Here is a 15,290-nt window from a genome sequence, read left to right as displayed (position 1 = left end):
GTGACGAATGGTGCATACCTGAGATATCCGCATCTGCACGGCGAGCTGGTCACCTTCGTGGCCGACGACGACGTCTGGGTGGCGCCGCTGGAAGGCGGCAGGGCGTGGCGCTTCACCGCCGACCGGGTGCCCGTCTCGCACCCGTTCTTCTCGCCCGACGGCGGCAGGATCGCCTGGACCAGCACCCGTGAGGGCGCTCCCGAGGTCTTCGTCGCCGACCTCGACGGGGGCGAGGGGGAGCGGCTGACCCACTGGGGCGACGAGTTGACCGGCGTGCGCGGCTGGAGCGAGGACGGCAGGGTCATCGCCATCAGCTCCGTCGGGCAGGGGGCGCGCAACCGCACCTGGGCCCATGCCGTACCTCTCGACGGCGGAGCGGCCGAACGCCTGCCGTACGGCTGGGTCGGTGACGTGTCGGTCAGCGATGCCAGGGTCGCGGTCGTCTCGGCGAACAACACCGAGGCGTCGCGCTGGAAGCGTTATCGCGGCGGCCGGGCGCACAAACTGTGGGTCGACACGAGCGGCGACGGCGTGTTCACGCGGCTGTTCGCCGACAGCGCGGCGCAGTACTGGTCCGCCCGCTGGGTGGGGGAGCGGCTGGCGTTCCTGGCCGACCACGAGGGCGTCGGCAACCTCTACTCGGTCCTGCCCGACGGCTCCGACCTGCGCAAGCACACCTCCCATGAGCAGTTCTACGCCCGCCACGCCACCACCGACGGCCGGCGGATCGTCTACAGCCACGCGGGTGACCTCTGGCTCACCGAGCTCGACGGCGAACCTCGCAAGCTGGACATCACGCTCGGCGGGCCGCGTCCCGGGCGGGCGCCCGCGCCAGTGCCGAACACGATCGAGTCGTTCGCGCCCGACTCCGCGGGCCGCGCGAGCACCGTGGAGATCCGCGGCACCGCCCATTGGCTCACCCACCGCGACGGCCCCGCCGGGGCGCTGCGCGCCGAGCCGGGTGTGCGCGTACGGCTTCCGCAGCCGCTCGACGGCGAGGGCAAGGCGGTCTGGGTCTCCGACGCGGACGGTGAGGACACGCTGGAGATCGGCGCCCCCGGGGGCCCGCGGCGCACGATCGGCGGCGACCTCGGCCGGGTCCTGGCGCTCAAGGCCGCGCCGGACGGCAAGCACGTCGCGCTGGCCGCCCACGACGGCCGGCTGCTGCTCGTCACCGTCGACACCGGGCAGGTGCGCGAGCTCGACCGCACCGCGTACGGCGACGTCTCCGGCCTGACCTTCTCGCCCGATTCGGCCTGGCTGGCCTGGGTGCACCCGCACGACGACTGGCTCAAGCAGATCAGGATGGCCCGCGTCGAGGGCGGCGGCCCGATCGACGTCACGCCGGTGCGCTTCAACGACCACAGCCCCGCCTTCACCCTGGACGGCAGGTACCTGGCCTTCCTGTCGGAGCGCACGTTCGACCCGGTCTACGACTCGCAGGTCTTCGACGTGAGCTTCGCCAACAGCTGCAAGCCGTACCTGGTGCCGCTGAAGGCCACCACGCCCTCGCCCCTCGACCCGTCGCTGCTCGGGCGCGGCTGGGAACCCGAGGAGAACGGCGAGGAACCCGTGCGGGTCGAGGTCGACGCCGAGGGGCTGGACCAGCGGGTGGTCGCGCTGCCCGTGCCCGCGGGGCGCTACGGCAACCTGCGGGCCGCCAAGGACGCCCTGCTGTGGTTGCGGCTGCCGCTCAACGGCGTGCTCGGCAACGGCGTCGACCAGGAGCGGCCGGTGCTGGAGCGCTACGACCTGGCCAAACGCTGCAAGAGCGAGCTGGCCAAGGACGTCACCCTGTTCGAGGTCGGCGGCGACCGCGTCGTCATGCACGGCAAGAACGGACTGCGGGTCCGGCCGGCGAGCGAGGGCGACGACGTGGTCACGGTCGAGCTCGACCGGATCACGATCGTCGTCGACCCCGTCGCCGAGTGGCGGCAGATGTACCAAGAGGCCGCCCGGCTGATGCGCGACCACTTCTGGCGCGACGACATGGACGGCGTCGACTGGCAGGCCGCCGTGGACCGCTACGCGCCGCTCGTGGAGCGGATCGGGTGCCGCTCCGAGCTGATGGACCTGCTGTGGGAGGTGCAGGGAGAGCTGGCCACCTCGCACGCCTACGTGATCGAGCCGCTCCCCACCGGACGTCAGGGCAAGCTCGGCGCCGACCTGGTCCGCGACGGCGACGCCTGGCGGGTCGGGCGCATCCTGCCGGGCGAGTCCTCCGACCATTCGGCCCGCTCGCCGCTGCTCGCGCCCGGCGTCGCCGTACGCGAAGGAGACGAGATCGTCGCGGTCAACGGCCGCGCGGTCGACCCCGTGCGCGGGCCCGCCGCGTCGCTGTCCGGTACGGCGGGGCGGGCGGTGGAGCTCACCGTGCGCCCGGCGGCCGGGGGCGAGATCCGGCGGGTGGTGGTGACGCCGCTCGGCGACGACCGGCCGCTGCGCTACCACGACTGGGTCAGGAACCGGCGCGCCCTGGTCAGGGAGCTGTCCGGCGGGCGGCTCGGCTACCTGCACATCCCCGACATGATGGCCAACGGGTGGGCGAACTTCCACCGCGACATCCACGTGGAGACGGGGCTGGAGGGCCTGATCGTCGACGTGCGGGAGAACCGCGGCGGGCACCTGTCGAACCTCGTGCTGGAGAAGGTCTCGCGACCCGTCACCGGATGGGCGCACTCGCGCGGGTATTCGGCGATTCGCGAGCCGGAGAACTCGCCGCGCGGGCCCGTCGTGGCGGTGACCGACGAGTTCGCCGCCTCCGACGGCGACATCGTCAGCGCCGGGTTCAAGAACCGCGCCATCGGGCCGCTCGTCGGCACCAGGACGTGGGGCGGGGTCGTCGGCATCGACATGAGGTACGCGCTGGTCGACGGCCTCATGGTCACCCAGCCGCGCTACGGCCTGTGGTTGAAGGACCACGGGTGGGAGGTGGAGAACCACGGCGTCGAGCCGGACGTGGAGGTGGTGATCACGCCGCAGGACCGGGTGGCCGGGCGTGACCCGCAGCTGGAGAAGGCCGTGGAGCTCGCCCTCGCCGCCCTGGCCGAGCGGCCCGCGGCCGTCCCGCCGGAGCTGCCCGCGCCTCGCTCGTAGGAGCGTCACGCGGCCCCGTCCGTCTTCGGACGGCCGGGGCCGCTGTTCGCTCGCAGCGCAGCCCGGTCCCGACGTGCGTCGTCACCGGCCGATCGGCGTCCGGTGGCCGAAAATCCCCAGCCCAGGGCGGCCTTTGTCGCACTAGGGTGCGAGTGTGACAAATGGCGCTTACCTGAGATATCCGCATCTGCACGGAGATCTGGTCACGTTCGTGGCCGACGACGATGTCTGGGTGGCCCCGCTCGACGGCGGCCGGGCCTGGCGATTCACCGCGGACAGAGTCGCGGTGTCCAATCCCCGTTTCTCCCCGGACGGCACCAAGATCGCTTGGACCAGCACGCGCGAAGGCGCCCCCGAGGTCTTCGCCGCAGAACTCGACGGCGGCACGGGAGAGCGCCTGTCGTTCTGGGGCAACGGGCTGACCGCCGTACGCGGCTGGCACCCCGACGGCCGCGTCATCGCGGTGACCTCGGGCGGCGAGGCCAACCGCAGCAGGCTCTGGGCCCACGCCGTGCCGCTCGACGCGGGACCCTCCACCCGCCTGCCGTACGGCTGGGTCAGCGAGGCGGAGGTCGACCGCTCGGGTGAGGGCGTGAAGGTCGCCACCGTCTCGGCCGTGTGGCGCGAACCCTCCATGTGGAAGAGGTACCGCGGCGGCACCGCGACCAAGATCTGGGTCGACGCCGCCGGCGACGGCGAGTTCACCCGGCTGTTCGCCGACAACCTCGCCCAGCACTGGGCCGTCATGTGGGTCGGCGGGCGCCTGGCCTTCCTGGCCGACACCGACGGCACCGGCAACCTCTACTCCTCCCTGCCCGACGGCTCCGACCTGCGGCAGCACACCACGCACGACGACTTCTACGCGCGCCACGCCGCGACCGACGGGCAGCGGGTGATCTACAGCCACGGCGGGGACCTGTGGCTGGCCACCGACCTCGACGCCGAGCCCACCAAGCTCGACATCAGGCTCAGCGGCCCGCGCCCGGCCCGCGCCCAGCGCCCGGCCCCCTCCCGCGTCGCCGACTTCGCTCCCGACAAGAGCGGCCGCGCGAGCGTCGTGGAGATCCGCGGCACCGCCCACTGGGTCACCCACCGCGACGGCCCCGCCGGCGTGCTGCGGGCCGAGCACGGGGTCCGCGTACGGCTCCCGCGCCCGCTCGACGCCGAGGGCAAGGCCGTGTGGATCTCCGACGCCACCGGCGAGGACGCCCTGGAGATCGGCACCCCCGGCGGCGAGATCCGCACTCTGGCCGCCGGCGAACTCGGCCGCGTGCTCGACCTGCAGGTCGCGCCCGATGGCAGGCACGTCGCGCTCACCACGCACGACGGCCGCCTGCTCGTGGCCGACCTGGAGACCGGCGACGTCCGCGAGATCGACAGGTCCACCGACGGCGACATCCGCGAGCCCGCCTTCTCGCCCGACTCCGCCTGGCTGACCTGGACCTACCCGCACTTCGGCTACTTCCTGCGTCAGATCAAGCTCGGCCGCGTCGACGGCAGCTCGGTCATCGAGGTCACCCCGCGCCGCTTCGCCGACACCAGCCCGTCGTTCACGCTGGACGGCAAGCACCTGGTCTTCCTTTCGGAGCGGGTCTTCGACCCCGTCTACGACTCCCACGTCTTCGACCTGTCGTTCCCCCAGAGCACCAAGCCCTTCCTGGTGCCGCTGAAGGCCACCACGCCCTCGCCGTTCTCGCCCTCGCTGGCCGGGCGCGGGTTCAACGGCGACGACTCCGGCGACAAGGCGGGCAAGGGTGACAAGTCCGATGCTCCGCCCGCCACCGAGGTCGACGCCGACGGCATCGACGCCCGCATCGTCCCCGTCCCCGTGCCCGCCGGCACCTACAGCAACCTGCGCGCCGCCAAGGACGCCCTCCTCTGGCTGCGCCACCCCCTGCCCGGCATGCTCGGCGACGGCACCGACCGCCCCGAACCGGTCCTGGAGCGCTACGACCTGGTCAAGCGCACCAAGAGCGAGCCGGCCAAGGACGTGTCCGCCTTCGAGGTCAGCGGCGACGGCAGCCGCGTCGTCTACCGCGGCAAGAACGGCGGCCTGCAGACCCGCCCGGCCGGCGACGGCGACGAAGTCGTCACCATCGACCTCGACCGCGCCGGGGTGACCATCGACCCCGTCGCCGAATGGCGGCAGTCCTACCACGAGGCCGGACGCCTCATGCGCGACCACTTCTGGCGCGCCGACATGAACGGCGTCGACTGGCAGGGCAAGCTCGACCGCTACGCACCCCTCGTCGAGCGCATCGGCACCTACAGCGAGCTGATCGACCTGCTGTGGGAGGTCCAGGGCGAACTGGGCACCTCCCACGCCTACGCCCGGCCCAACGGCGCCGGGGCCGACCCCAAGCGCCGCCAGGGCCTGCTCGGCGCCGACCTGGTCCGCGACGGCGACGCCTGGCGCATCGCCCGCATCCTGCCCGGCGAATCGTCCGACCACGACGCCCGCTCCCCGCTCCTCGAACCCGGCGTCGCCGTCCGCGAGGGCGACGAGATCGTCGCCGTCAACGGCCGCCCCGTCGACGTCGTGCGCGGACCCCTGGCCTCCCTGCCAGGTACGGCCGGGCGGCCCGTCGAGCTGTCCGTGCGCCCCGCCTCCGGCGGCGACGTACGCCGCGTCGTCGTCACCCCCATCGAGGACGAGACGCCGCTGCGCTACCACGCCTGGGTCGACGGCCGCCGCGCCGCCGTCCACGAGCTGTCAGGCGGACGCCTCGGCTACCTCCACGTGCCCGACATGGCCTCGCCCGGCTGGGCGCAGTTCCACCGCGACCTGCACACCGAGATGGCCCAGGAAGGGCTCATCGTCGACCTGCGCGAGAACGGCGGCGGGCACACCTCCGAGCTGGTCCTGGAGAAGCTGTCGCGCCGCGTCACCGGCTGGGTCCACGCCCGCGGCTACGCGCCCAGGGCCTACCCCGACGACTCGCCGCGCGGGCCCATCGTCGCCATCGCCGACGAGTTCGCCGGCTCCGACGGCGACATCGTCAGCGCCGGCATCAAGGCGCGCAAGCTCGGGCCGCTCATCGGGACGCGCACCTGGGGCGGGGTGATCGGGATCGACTCGCGGTACGCACTCGTCGACGGGACCGTCGTCACGCAGCCCAGGTACTCGTTCTGGCTGGAGGGGCACGACTGGGGGGTGGAGAACTACGGCGTCGACCCCGACATCGAGGTGATCATGACGCCGCAGGACCGGGCCGCGGGCCGGGACCCGCAGTTGGAGAAGGCGGTGGAACTGGCGCTGGCGGCCCTGCAGGAGAAGCCTGCAGTGTCGGCGCCTGACCTTCCACCCACCCCGTAGGCCCGGCGCCTCCCGCACGGCTTGGGCCTCGCGGGGGGCGCCTTCGGCGCTGTCGTGCTCGGGCTGTGTTCAGTGGGGGTGGTCCTTCGGCCCACCCCCACACCCCCGGGGCAGATAGCCTTCGGCCATCTGCAACCCGTGCGGGGTGAGGGTGGCGTAGGAGCGTTTGACGCTGGGCCGTGTCGCATAGGTCGCCGGGGCCATGGTTGATCGCGACGATGGTGACCGTGGCCTCGAAGCGGACGGCGAGTCTGTCTTGGCGGGCTGCCCTGTCGCGGTGGTGCTTGAGGTGGTTGAGGGCTCATTCCATAGGATGGCGCAGTCGGTAGAAGTCGGGGTCGAAGCTCGGTGGCCGTCGGCCCTTCGATCCCTCACCCACGGCGCGCCGGTCCGGATCCGCCGTTGGATGGCGTTGATCAGTTGCCGCCCGCTCCATTTCGGTGGAGGATCCCGCCCCAAAGAGCAAAGAGTCACCCCCCGAAGGTTGACTTGACCTCAGCCGTTTCCCCGCCCCTCGACCAGCGCCGCCAGGTTGGCCAGGGCCATCCGGGTCCCCAGCTCGTTGTCCGCCGCCGGCACCGCCTCCGGGATCCCCTCGTGCACGATGACGACCTCCGTCCCGCCCCCCGAGTCGCGCAGGGTCGTCGTCATCGTCATCTCCCCCCGCATCCCCGGGTCGTCGGTCTCGAACGCGAGCACCTCCACCACCCGCTCACCGGGAACGATCTCGGCGAAGTGCCCGTGGTAGGTGTCGGTGTGCGCCCCTGACTTCCCGGCCGGGCCCTCCGCCTCGTACGTGAGCGACACCCGGAACGCGCCCCCCTCCCAGGGCTCGAACCGGTGCACTTCCCCCCGCATCCCGTCAGGCACCCGCCACGCGGCGATGGCGTCGGCGTCGAGCAGGGCGTGGAAGACGGCTGCCCGTGGGGCGTGCACCAGGTGCGAGACCCGTGTGGAGTACATGCCACCGAAGGTAGCCAACGCCACCGACAACTACGCGGCGAGCGCCCTGGCGACGAAGGCGCCCGATGTGGGTTGGAAGTACTCCTTGATCTCGACGATCAGCCCGTCGCGCACCCGGAAGATCTGCAGATTCTCCAGCCCTGGCGCGGCGATCTCGGCGATCACCACTTCCGGGTCGGCGGTCTCGTGGATGACGAGGTGCGCCTGGTCGCGGTCGAAGGTGTAGCCGGAGGCGGTGACCAGGACCTGGAGCCGGTACAGGAAGTCGGCGACCGACGCCTTCCCCGCGAAGGCGGCGGGAACGCCTTCCGGCGCGTACGGCAGGCGCAGGACGGCGTCGTCGTGCAGGAGGGCGATCTGGGCGTCGCGGTCGAAGGCGGCGCCGGCGACGAGGTAGGTGATCAGGACGGAGCGAGCATTCACGGGTAGACTCCTCGAACAAGAAGCGGAGTGGACACTCCGATAATCCGGAGTGACGGCTCCGCTTGTCAAGAGGAGAAGCATGCGCAGCGACGCCGCCCAGAACCGGGCCAAAGTGCTCGCGGCAGCCCAGCGGCTGATCGCGGAGTCCGGAGTCGGCGTGTCCACCGAGGAGATCGCCAAGGCCGCGGGCGTCGGCATCGGCACCGTCTTCCGGCACTTCCCCACCAAGGAAGCCCTGGTCAGCGAGGTGTTCAAGGCGAGCATGGCGACGTTCGTCGAGGAGGGTCGCGCGCTGCTCGACCTGCCGGATCCGCGTGAGGCGCTCTTCACGCTGCTGCGGCGATCCGCGAAGCTCTCCTCCGCCAAGCATGCCCACGCGGGCGCCCTGGCGGCGGCGGGCATCTCCGTTGACGAGGCGGTCGCGGAAGGCCGTGCCGAACTGCCCGAGCTCCTGGCCACCCTGCTGGCTCGCGCCCAGGCCGCGGGGACGGTCCGGCCCGATGTGGGCGTTCAGGAGCTGGCCGCCCTGATGATCGCGGCGGGGCACGCCGCCAAGCATTCGCCCAGGGCGGTGGATCTCATCCTCGACGGCCTGAAGGCGGGGCAGTTCTAGACTGAACTGGTGAATGACACCTTTCGGGCAGAAGAGCTAAAAGCAGTTCGAGATGGTGTGAAATGGTCCAAAGCCGGGCCAGGCGTCATCCCCGCATGGGTCGCCGACATGGACTTCCCCGTCGCGCAGCCCATCCGCGAGGCGCTGGAACGCCGCGCCGCCACCGACCTCGGCTACCCGAACTGGGAGTCGCACGTCGCCCCCGAGGTGCTGCTGGAAGCCTTCGCCGAGCGCATGGAGAGCAGGTACGGCTGGCAGCCCTCGCCCGGGCACGCGCGCGCCTTCACCGACCTCAACCAGGCGCTGCAAGTGGTCCTCCACCACGTCACCGAGCCCGGCGACCGGGTGGCGCTGCACACCCCCGCCTACAACGCCTTCGTCGCGACCGTGACGGGCATGCAGCGGGAGATCGTGCCCGTGCCCGCCGTGCCGTACGGCTCGGGCTGGAGGTTCGAGCTGCCGGACCTTTCCACCTGCAAGGTGGTGCTGCTGCTCAACCCGCACAATCCGACCGGACGGGTCTTCACGCACGACGAGCTCACCGAGCTGGCCGAGGCGGCCGAGCGGCACGACCTGATTGTGATCTCCGACGAGATCCACGCCGACCTGACCTACGCGCCGCACCGGCACATCCCCTTCGCCACGCTCCTGCCGGAACGCACGATCACCCTCACCTCGGCCTCCAAGGCCTTCAACCTGGGCGGCGTGCGCTGCGCCGTCGCTCATTTCGGGCACGAGGCGACCCGGAAGGCGGTGTGGGGCATGCCCGGATTCCTGTACGGCGACGCCAACGTCTTCGGGGTGGAGGCGACCCTGGCCGCGTGGAGGCACGGCGACCCGTGGCTGGAGGAGGTGATGCGGCTCCTGGACCGCAACAGGCACGTGGTCGCCGAGCGGCTGCCCGGCACGATCGGCTACCGGGTGCCGGAGGCGACATATCTGGCATGGCTGGACTTCGGCCGCCCCGGCAACGCCGAGCGGCTCGAACGGGAGGCGGGAGTGCTGCTGAGCGGCGGGGAGAACTTCGGCCCCGGCGGCGAGAACCACGCCAGGCTGAACTTCGCCACGTCGCTGCCGGTGCTGGAGGAGATGCTGCGGCGACTGACGTAGTGCGTGCCGTACGAGGGGATGCCGAAGCCGGTCGCCCGCGTGCGGCGGACGACCGGCCTCGGGTGCGACTAGAGGCGCCTGAGCACCGCCACGACCTTGCCCAGGACGCTGGCCTCGTCGCCGGGGATCGGGTCGTAGTTGGGGTTGTGCGGGACGAGCCACACGTGCCCGTCCTTGCGCTTGAAGGTCTTGACCGTGGCTTCGCCGTCGATCATCGCCGCCACGATGTCGCCGCTCTCGGCCACGGGCTGCTGGCGCACCACGACCCAGTCGCCGTCGGCGATCGCCGCGTCGATCATCGAGTCACCCGCGACCTGGAGCAGGAAGAGCGTGCCCTCGCCGACGAGCTGCTTGGGCAGCGCGAAGACGTCTTCGACGCTCTCCTCGGCCAGGATCGGGCCTCCGGCGGCGATGCGCCCCACGAGCGGCACGTAGGCAGCCGTCGGGCGGCTCACCGCGGGCTCGTCGTGCTCGGCGTCGGGGTCGACCCACAAGACCGGCTCGCCCGGCAGGCGCACCTCTAGCGCACGCGGCCTGTGCGGGTCGCGCCGCAGGTAGCCCTTGCGCTGCAACGCGGTGAGCTGGTGCGACACGCTGGAGGTGCTGGTCAGCTGGACGGCCTCGCCGATCTCGCGCATGGAGGGCGGGTAGCCGCGCTGCTGGACCGAGTCGCGGATCACTTCAAGGATCTTGCGTTGCCTGGGCGTCAGGCCCAGGGAGTCACGCCTGCGCAGGGCGAGGTCACTGGCCCCGCCGGCATCATCGTGCTCACTCATGCCCTCTTCCTCCTCACCGGCAGACCTTCCGGTCCGTGGTTTTCGTGTCGCACACAGCGACGATATCGCCGTTGAAGATCAACCTCAAACAATTGTTCGAGTGTTCCTCGAAAATGTCGGCAGCCTGTGGTAGACCATCGTACGGGAGTTCGATCGACATCGTGTTCGATTCGCCGATCTTTGTTCGGCCTTTTAGGCCGTGAAGGGGCGGGAGGCCAGACATGCGGACGACCACAATGACGGACATCACCGGCGATGAGGCGTCCGGCCTCACTCTGATCGCGGATGCCACCCGGGAGGAGCGGCATTCGAACACGCGGGTCCCGCGCACGGCCAGGCGCCGTCCAGGGGGCCCGGCGCTCCGGCTGGTGCCGCCGCCCCGCGAGGGGAGCGGGGGCGGCGCCGCGGGGGTGCGCATCGGGTCGGTCGTGAGGGGATCCGGCGGTGCGGCAAACGGTACGGCAGGCAGTACGGCAGGCGGGGGGCGCCGCCGGGGTTCGGGGGATGGTGGGCTCGTGGTGAAGGTGGGGGAGCGGGCGCTCTCCGGCGGGGGGACGCCGGGTGTGCGCCATGGAGGGGCCAAGGGCAGGAGCCCGGCGGCCGGGGTATCCGTCAAGCGGGCGGTGGCGCCCAGGAGCGGCAAGGGGGCGCGGCCCGGGCGGCTGTCGTCCGTGCCTAAAGCGACGAACACGCGGTCGACGACCCAGATCCGCCTGACCAGGCGCGGCCGGGTCGTGGTCGTCCTGGTGATCGCCTTCTTCACCCTCGCCGGGTTCTGGCTCGGCACCAGGGCCGCCGGTTTCGCCGCCGAGGCCTCGGTCGTGCCCCATACCAACGGGCTGGCCTGGGTCGAGGTCAAGGGGGGCGATACGCTGTGGACCATCGCCGGCACCGTGGCGGGTCATGGGTCCGACCCGGATGCGGTGGCCAGGCAGATCATGTCGCTCAACGGCCTCGACAGTTCGCTGATCCGGCCGGGAACGCGGCTTTATCTGCCTCACGTACGGTGACGTCCGGCTTCTGCCGTACCTGATCACGTTTCGACGGCCCCGCGGCCGTGACCGCCGCGTGGGCCGTTTTCCGTCCTCATGGAGGGCGACGCGCGCGTCCGGAGCCGACACGCCGTGCTGATCAGCGACTTCGGGCCGAAGGGGCCCGGCAAGTTGCGATCACCGTCCCGCAGTTCTACGGTTGGACCACAACATCTAGTAGTTACACCGATGTAGTTCACCACAACTTGTGTTTCCGTGACCACAGCATGGCTGTGCGCAAAGGATTCTCGACCCGTGCCTAGGAGGCGAGGCGTGCACTGTCCGTTCTGTCGCCATCCTGACACCAGGGTCATCGACAGCCGCTCCACCGACGACGGCGGAGCGATCAGACGGCGCAGGACATGTCCTGAGTGCGGGCGACGTTTCACTACACAGGAGACGGTCCTGCTGATGGTGAGCAAACGAAGTGGCGTGACGGAGCCGTTCTCGCGAGACAAGGTCGTCGCGGGCGTACGGCGGGCCTGCCAGGGAAGGCCGGTCGGCGAGGATTCGCTGGCCCAGCTCGGCCAGCAGGTCGAGGAGGCCATCCGGGCCAAGGGCGTCGCCGAGATCCCCTCCAACGAGGTGGGGCTGGCGATCCTCGGCCCGTTGCGGGAGCTGGACGAGGTGGCGTACCTACGGTTCGCATCGGTTTACCGCGGTTTCGAGAGCCTGGCGGACTTCGAGGCCGAGATCGAACAGTTGAAGGCGGAGAAGGATTCGGCCCTAGGGGTCGTGAAGGGGGACTTGCAATGACGGAGACGGTGTCTGCACGCAAGAAGGCCGGCAAGGGCCTGAAGATGAAGCGCATCTTCACCAAGCCCGGCGTGCACCCGTACGACGAGATCACCTGGGAGCGCCGCGACGTCGTCATGACGAACTGGCGCGACGGCTCGATCAACTTCGAGCAGCGGGGTGTGGAGTTCCCCGACTTCTGGTCCGTCAACGCCGCGAACATCGTGACGACCAAGTACTTCCGCGGCGCCGTGGGCACCCCGCAGCGTGAGTGGTCGCTCAAGCAGCTGGTCGACCGCGTCGTGGGCATGTACACCAAGACCGGCGTCGAGAACGGCTACTTCGCCACCGACGAAGACGCCGAGATCTTCGACCACGAACTGAAGCACGCCCTGGTCCACCAGGTGTTCGCGTTCAACTCCCCCGTGTGGTTCAACGTCGGCACGAAGTCGCCGCAGCAGGTCAGCGCCTGTTTCATCCTTGCCGTCGACGACACCATGGAGTCGATCCTCGACTGGTACAAGGAAGAGGGTGTGATCTTCAAGGGAGGCTCCGGCTCCGGCGTCAACCTGTCGCGCATCCGCTCCTCCAAGGAACTGCTGTCCAGCGGCGGCACCGCCAGCGGCCCGGTCTCCTTCATGCGCGGCGCCGACGCGTCCGCGGGCACCATCAAGTCCGGAGGCGCCACCCGCCGCGCCGCCAAGATGGTCGTGCTCGACGTCGACCACCCCGACATCGAGGAGTTCATCGAGACCAAGGCGCGCGAGGAGGACAAGGTCCGCGCGCTGCGCGACGCCGGCTTCGACATGGACCTGGGCGGCAAGGACATCGTCTCCGTCCAGTACCAGAACGCCAACAACTCCGTCCGCGTCTCCGACGAGTTCATGCGCTCGGTCGAGAAGGGCGAGAAGTTCGGCCTGCGCGCCCGCCTGACCGGCGAGGTCATCGAGACCATCGACGCCAAGGACCTGTTCACCAAGATGGCCAAGGCGGCCTGGGAGTGCGCCGACCCGGGCGTCCAGTACGACGACACGATCAACGACTGGCACACCACCCCCGAGACCGGCCGCATCACCGCCTCCAACCCCTGCAGCGAGTACGTCCACCTCGACAACTCCTCCTGCAACCTGGCCTCGATCAACCTGCTGAAGTTCCTCAAGGACGACAACAGCTTCGACGTCGCCAACTTCGTCAAGCTGACCGAGCTGATCATCACCTCGATGGACATCTCGATCACCTTCGCCGACTTCCCGACCGAGAAGATCGGCGAGACCACCCGCGCCTACCGCCAGCTCGGCATCGGCTACGCCAACCTCGGCGCGCTGCTCATGGCGACCGGCCACGCCTACGACTCCGACGGCGGCCGCGCCGTCGCCGGGGCGATCACCTCGCTCATGACCGGCGTCTCCTACCGCCGCAGCGCCGAGATGGCCGCCGTCGTGGGCGCCTACGACGGCTACGCCCGCAACGCCGACGCCCACAAGCGCGTCATGCGCAAGCACGCCGCCGCCAACGAAAACCTCCGCACCATCGGCACCATGGACGGCAAGATCCACGCCGAGGCGTCCAAGCAGTGGTCCGAGTGCCTCAAGGTCGGCGAGAAGAACGGCTACCGCAACGCCCAGGCCTCGCTGCTCGCCCCCACCGGCACCATCGGGCTGATGATGGACTGCGACACCACCGGCATCGAGCCCGACCTGGCCCTGGTCAAGTTCAAGAAGCTCGTCGGCGGCGGCTCGATGCAGATCGTCAACCAGACCATCCCGCGCGCCCTCAAGCAGCTCGGCTACCAGCAGGAGCAGATCGAGGCGATCGTCGAGTACATCGCCGAGCACGGCCACGTCGTCGACGCCCCCGGCCTGCGCCTGGAGCACTACGAGGTGTTCGACTGCGCGATGGGCGAGCGCTCCATCGCCCCCATGGGACACGTCCGCATGATGGCCGCCGCCCAGCCGTTCCTGTCCGGCGCCATCTCCAAGACCGTCAACCTGCCCGAGTCCGCCACCATCGAGGACATCGAGCAGGTCTACATGGAGGGCTGGCGCCTCGGCCTGAAGGCCCTGGCCGTCTACCGCGACAACTGCAAGGTCGGCCAGCCGCTCTCGGCCGGCGGCAAGAAGACCGAGGCCGCTTCGGCCACCACCGCCGCCGCCACCGAGAAGGTCGCGGAGCCGGAGATCAAGGTCGTCGAGATCAACCGCCCGACCCGCCGCCGCCTGCCCAACTCCCGCCCGAGCACCACCACCCGCTTCACCGTGGGCGGCGCCAAGGGCTACATGACCGCCTCGTCCTACCCCGACGACGGCCTGGGCGAGGTCTTCCTCAAGATGTCCAAGCAGGGCTCCACCCTGGCGGGCATCATGGACGCCTTCTCGGTGGCCATCTCGATCGGCCTGCAGTACGGCGTGCCGCTCGAGACCTACGTGAGCAAGTACGTCAACATGCGCTTCGAGCCCGCCGGCATGACCGACGACCCCGATGTCCGCATGGCCGCCTCGGTGATGGACTACATCTTCCGTCGCCTGGCGCTCGACCACCTGCCCTTCGACGAGCGCGCCGCACTCGGCATCTTCTCCGCCGCCGAGCGCGCCGCCCAGCAGCGCGGCGAAGACCCGGCCCCGGCGGTCGACACCCAGGCCCTGGCCCAGTCGGCCCCCATAGAGGTCAAGCCGAAGGCCCTCGGATCCGCCACCGAGTCAGCCACCGAGTCAGCCACCGAGGCAGCCACCGGCACCGCGACGGGAGCCACTGCGGCCTCCCCGGCTCCCGCGGCCAAGGAGCTGACGCTCGAAAGCCACGCCCGCTTCGTCGCCGACGCCCCGCTCTGCATGACCTGCGGCACCAAGATGCGGCCCGCGGGCAGCTGCTACGTCTGCGAGGGCTGCGGCTCTACCTCGGGCTGCAGCTAACAGCATGGTCCTCGCCCGACGGCGCCTTCGGCGCTGTCGGGCTTGGGCTGTGTCCAGTGGGGGTGGTCCTTCGGCCCACCCCCACACCCCCAGGGCAGATAGCCTTCGGCCATCTGCAACCCGTGCCGGGCTGGGGTGGGGAATAGCCTCGCCGGCGGGTTGCGCTGGGGCTGGGACTTCGTCGATGGGCTCGGGGGTCTCGGGCCAACGGCGAGGTCGGACGGCGAGGTCGGACGGCGAGGTCGGACGGCGAGGTCGGACGGCGAGGTCGGACGGCGAGGTCGGACGGCGAGGTCGGACGGCGAGGTCGGACGGCGA

The 15,290-nt window shown here is 70.6% G+C and carries 10 protein-coding genes; 7 read left to right on the top strand and 3 right to left on the bottom strand.

Going from position 1 to position 15,290, the window contains the following annotated elements:
- Nucleotides 1-3,096, top strand: a complete 3,096-nt coding sequence (locus tag ACIBH1_RS33415) for a S41 family peptidase (protein WP_397317979.1) — start codon at nt 1-3, stop codon at nt 3,094-3,096.
- 154 nt (nt 3,097-3,250) lie between these two features.
- The gene (locus ACIBH1_RS33410) at nt 3,251-6,412 is read left to right on the top strand and encodes a PDZ domain-containing protein (protein ID WP_397317978.1); all 3,162 of its coding nucleotides are present in this window, start codon (nt 3,251-3,253) and stop codon (nt 6,410-6,412) included.
- 495 nt (nt 6,413-6,907) lie between these two features.
- Here ACIBH1_RS33410 and ACIBH1_RS33405 read toward each other — a convergent pair whose 3' ends face one another.
- Nucleotides 6,908-7,375: an SRPBCC domain-containing protein gene (locus ACIBH1_RS33405; protein WP_397317977.1), complete on the bottom strand. Its 468-nt coding sequence runs from the start codon at nt 7,373-7,375 to the stop codon at nt 6,908-6,910.
- Between the two features lie 30 nt (nt 7,376-7,405).
- Nucleotides 7,406-7,798 (bottom strand): nuclear transport factor 2 family protein, encoded by a 393-nt coding sequence (locus ACIBH1_RS33400; protein WP_397317976.1) that lies wholly within the window; start codon nt 7,796-7,798, stop codon nt 7,406-7,408.
- Between the two features lie 79 nt (nt 7,799-7,877).
- Here ACIBH1_RS33400 and ACIBH1_RS33395 point away from each other — a divergent pair, with 79 nt between their 5' ends.
- Both ACIBH1_RS33395 and ACIBH1_RS33390 read left to right on the top strand, forming a co-directional pair.
- Nucleotides 7,878-8,411, top strand: coding sequence for a TetR/AcrR family transcriptional regulator (locus ACIBH1_RS33395; protein WP_397317975.1), 534 nt, complete (start codon nt 7,878-7,880; stop codon nt 8,409-8,411).
- Between the two features lie 57 nt (nt 8,412-8,468).
- Nucleotides 8,469-9,521: a MalY/PatB family protein gene (locus ACIBH1_RS33390; protein ID WP_397317974.1), complete on the top strand. Its 1,053-nt coding sequence runs from the start codon at nt 8,469-8,471 to the stop codon at nt 9,519-9,521.
- 68 nt (nt 9,522-9,589) lie between these two features.
- On the opposite strand, the gene lexA is transcribed toward ACIBH1_RS33390, so the two are convergent.
- Complete coding sequence (lexA, locus tag ACIBH1_RS33385) at nt 9,590-10,297, bottom strand: transcriptional repressor LexA (RefSeq protein ID WP_220134560.1); 708 nt, start codon at nt 10,295-10,297, stop codon at nt 9,590-9,592.
- 515 nt (nt 10,298-10,812) lie between these two features.
- Here lexA and ACIBH1_RS33380 point away from each other — a divergent pair.
- The 3 genes from ACIBH1_RS33380 (at nt 10,813) to ACIBH1_RS33370 (ending at nt 14,972) form a co-directional block, all read left to right on the top strand.
- Complete coding sequence (locus ACIBH1_RS33380; RefSeq protein WP_397317973.1) at nt 10,813-11,307, top strand: LysM peptidoglycan-binding domain-containing protein; 495 nt, start codon at nt 10,813-10,815, stop codon at nt 11,305-11,307.
- 294 nt (nt 11,308-11,601) lie between these two features.
- A complete protein-coding gene (nrdR, locus tag ACIBH1_RS33375; protein ID WP_397317972.1) occupies nt 11,602-12,084 on the top strand; it encodes a transcriptional regulator NrdR in 483 nt (160 codons plus the stop codon).
- Nucleotides 12,081-14,972: a vitamin B12-dependent ribonucleotide reductase gene (locus ACIBH1_RS33370; protein WP_397317971.1), complete on the top strand. Its 2,892-nt coding sequence runs from the start codon at nt 12,081-12,083 to the stop codon at nt 14,970-14,972. Before nrdR ends, ACIBH1_RS33370 begins: the two co-directional genes overlap by 4 nt.
- Nucleotides 14,973-15,290 lie beyond the last annotated feature (318 nt).

The sequence above is a fragment of the Nonomuraea sp. NPDC050663 genome (assembly GCF_044456985.1).
Lineage (GTDB): Bacteria > Actinomycetota > Actinomycetes > Streptosporangiales > Streptosporangiaceae > Nonomuraea.
Note: the sequence above shows the minus strand (reverse complement) of the source record. Positions and strands in the feature narration are given on the sequence as shown.

Coding starts and splice junctions, on each gene's coding strand:
- ACIBH1_RS33405 (WP_397317977.1), bottom strand. CDS start 7,375: ATGTACTCCACACGGGTCTCGCACCTGGTGCACGCCCCACGGGCAGCC.
- ACIBH1_RS33395 (WP_397317975.1), top strand. CDS start 7,878: ATGCGCAGCGACGCCGCCCAGAACCGGGCCAAAGTGCTCGCGGCAGCC.
- lexA (WP_220134560.1), bottom strand. CDS start 10,297: ATGAGTGAGCACGATGATGCCGGCGGGGCCAGTGACCTCGCCCTGCGC.
- ACIBH1_RS33370 (WP_397317971.1), top strand. CDS start 12,081: ATGACGGAGACGGTGTCTGCACGCAAGAAGGCCGGCAAGGGCCTGAAG.